The organism is Azospirillum sp. B506, assembly GCF_000333595.1.
GTDB lineage: Bacteria > Pseudomonadota > Alphaproteobacteria > Azospirillales > Azospirillaceae > Azospirillum.
Map to the genome: position 1 here is coordinate 1 of NZ_BADK01000112.1, position 3,261 is coordinate 3,261.

Sequence of the window (3,261 nt, forward strand, 5' to 3'; positions counted from 1 at the left end):
GCCGCCCGAACAACTTGCGCTATGGCGCGACCCTGCCGGCCGGCATCGCCCGGTGCGGCACTCCCCAGGATGTCCAGGCCTGCATCACATGGGTGAAGGAGCAGGCGATGCCCTTCGCCGTGCGGTCCGGTGGCCACAACTACGCCGGCTTCTCCACCACGCCCGGCCTGCTGATCGACATGTCGCCGATGGCGGGAGCTGAGCCGGTGGCGGGTTCCGACGGGCTGGTGAAGGTGTTGGGCGGCACGCTCAACTCGCTGGTCTACAAGCAGATGGAGCGGCTGGGCCGCACCATCACCCACGGGCGCTGCGATTCGGTCGGCGCCGCCGGTTTCCTGCTGGGCGGCGGCATCGGCTTCAACATGCGCAAGTTCGGCATGGCGTCCGACCTGTTGAAGGCGACGGAGCTGGTGACGGCCGACGGCAGCCACGTCAAGGCCGATGCCGCCGCCGAGTCCGCCCTTTATTGGGCCTGCCGTGGCGGTGCCGGCGGTAATTTCGGCATCAACACCTCCTTCACCCTGGAAACCCGCCCGGCCGAGCCGGTGACCGTCTTCAATCTGGTCTGGACCAAGGATTTGGCGAAGGTCCTGAAGCTTCTGCTGACCGACCTGGCGTCGGCGCCCGACGAGTTCGGCAGCAAGATCAGCGTCACCATCCCCAGCTGGCAGGAACGCTGCGCCGGCACGCCGCTGAAGCTGTCGATCCTCGGCCAGCTGCACCAGTCCAAACTGACTCTGAAGGATATTTTCAAGTCCAGCTGGGAGCTGATCGACAGGAACCAGTCGTGGATCCACGACAATGTTCCGTACTGGACGGGCCAGGACTATCTGACCGAAACGACCTTCCCCTATTATTACCAGGAGAAGTCCAGTTATATGAAGGCGGTGGACATCGGTGACGAGGCCATCGCCGCGATGTTCGACTGGGCGGCGAAGATGCCCGCCACCTCGATGGCGGTGGCCTTCAAGTTCTTCCAGGTCGGCGGCGCCATTAACCGCGTCGGTCCGACCGAGACCGCCTATGTCCACCGCGGCTATGACTGGCTGTTTTCGGTGGAGGCCAACTGGTGGCGGCCGACCGACTCCGCCCTGCTGATCGAGCAGGCGTTGCAGTGGCAGCAGCATTTCTACGACGACGTCAATCGCCGGACCAAGGCGCAGGGCGCCTTCCAGAACTTCCCCGACCCGTCGCTCGCCGATTGGCAGCGGGCCTATTACGGCGAGAACCTTGTCAAGTTGGCACAGGTGAAGGCGGCCGTCGACCCGTCCATGCTCTTCACCTTCGCGCAGGCGATCCGACCGGCGTGATTTTGCACCCGGGCAGCCCGGCAAGGCGGGGGGATCGTCTCCCACCCGCCTTGCGCGGTTTCAGAACCGGTAGCCGACCGAGGTAAAGACGCTGTGGTCGCGGTTGTCGTGACCGAACTTGCCGTCATACCCGACCTGCCAGGCCACGGCACCGCTCAGCAGCGTGATGCCGCCACCGGCGCGCAACCCGTCGCGCTCCGGCGTGCCGAAGGTCCGGGTGACCGTGCCCAGGCTGGAAGTGGTGCGGTTGGCGAGCGTGGCGGCCAGCGTTTCGGCCCCGCGCACCCGGTTCCACTCGTAGCTCAGGCGGGCCTGCGGGATGATCGACACGCTTTCCTTATCGAAGCGGTGGGCGACCTGCCCGCCGAACTCCCAGCTCCAGCCGCGCTGGGTCTGGCTCGGCAGGATGCCGTCCAGGTGGATGGCTTCCGCTTCCGTGTAGCCATCGATGGTGGCGCGGGTGTAGCGCGCCGCCGCGACCGGCCCGAACGACCACGCCCCTTCGCCGAGATCGTAACCGCCATCGACGCCGACCGACCAGCTGCGCCCCTTGGTCTCGCCGCGGGCGGTCAGGCCGTAGGCGCCGGTGTTGCGGGCGATCTTGTCGTAAGTGTCGAAGGAATAGGTGCCCGACAGGCTTCCGAAGAAACCGCCGTACTGGCCGGCCAGATAGGGGCTGATCGAAGCGGAGCGGACCTTGGCGCTGCCGGTGTCGCCGAAGGACAGGCTGTTGCGGGCGCCGCCCACCGCAAGGCCGGCGACGAGGTTGTCGGTGATCCGGATGTCGGCACCGACCTGTCCGTTGCGCGAGTCCGTGTCGCCGCCGAGCGACATGCCGGCGTCGTCGGCATTGGTGTAGCCCAGCCGGCCGCCGGCCCAGCCGGTGATCTTCGGACCGCTGTCCGACGAACTTCCGCCGCCTTCGCCGGAGGTGCCGAGGAAGCGCAGGCCGTTCAAGTGGCTGCGCACCGAGCGTGAGGCCGCGTCGGCCATCGCCACCGACGCGTTGCCCAACCCTCGGGCCACGGGCAGGGCTGTCTGACGCAGCGACTCGATGGCGAGCGGATCGACGTAGGTCGGCAGGGTCAGCCGGTAGACCAGCAGCATCGTGTCGACATTGGCTCCGGCGTCATAGGCGGCGCCGACCTGATAGCCGCTGCGGGTCAGGAAGTCGTTGTCGTTGCCGACGAACAGGAAGAAATCGTCGGGCTTGGCGGCGTCGAGCGCCGGCAGCAGCCCCATCGCTTCCCACTTCTCCGACAGCAGGTTGGCATCCTGGGCGCCGCCATTGTGCAGCCCGAACTTCGCCAGCTGGCCGTTGTTGTTGATGCTGAGGAACTGGCTGTAGGACACCGGCGTCACCGACGCCACCAGATTGCCGCCGGGGGCGACCGGGGTGGTGCCTTCATAGACGGTGCCGACCAGATTGGTGGCGTTCGACACGTCGACGATGTCGATGCTGCGGTAGAGCGAATTGGTGCCGCTCAGCCCCTGGCCGTTGTTGCTGTCGCGCGACAGGACGAGGAACTGCTTGTCGTTCAGCGCCAGCATCTCGCTCTGCGCCGCCACCAGCGTGCTGCTTCCGGACCGGAAGGTGGGCAGTGGCACGACGTAATGGCCGATCAGCGCCGGGCTGTCCGGGTTGGCGGACACATCATAGATCAGCAGGCGGGTGTTGCGCCGGGTGGCGCTGTTGCCGCCGGTGCCGCCATCCTGGCGGGTGGCGCTCTGCAGCAGCGTCGCCAGTTTGGTCTTGTCCGGCGTCAGCGACAGACCTTCCAGCCCCTGGTTGTTCTGCCGCCCGGTGACCGGGTCGGCCGGGGTCGGCGCCGGCTGGCCGGTGGCCGGGTTGTTCGACGCGAAGTCGAGCCCGCCATTGCGGATCGGCAGCAAGGCGGCCGGCGGTTGCACCGCCGAGATCATCCGGCCGTTGGCCGAGAAGTGATAGATG

General features: G+C 67.1%; 2 protein-coding genes. One reads left to right on the forward strand and one right to left on the reverse strand.

Annotated features, from left to right (window positions below; all coding sequences use genetic code 11):
• Nucleotides 1–1,310, forward strand: a 1,310-nt coding sequence (locus I71_RS04015; RefSeq protein ID WP_042690961.1) for an FAD-binding oxidoreductase, incomplete at its 5' end; no start/stop codon positions are given.
• Between the two features lie 60 nt (nt 1,311–1,370).
• On the opposite strand, the gene I71_RS35540 is transcribed toward I71_RS04015, so the two are convergent.
• The coding region (locus I71_RS35540) for an autotransporter domain-containing protein (RefSeq protein ID WP_083896952.1) at nt 1,371–3,261 on the reverse strand (1,891 nt) is incomplete at its 5' end.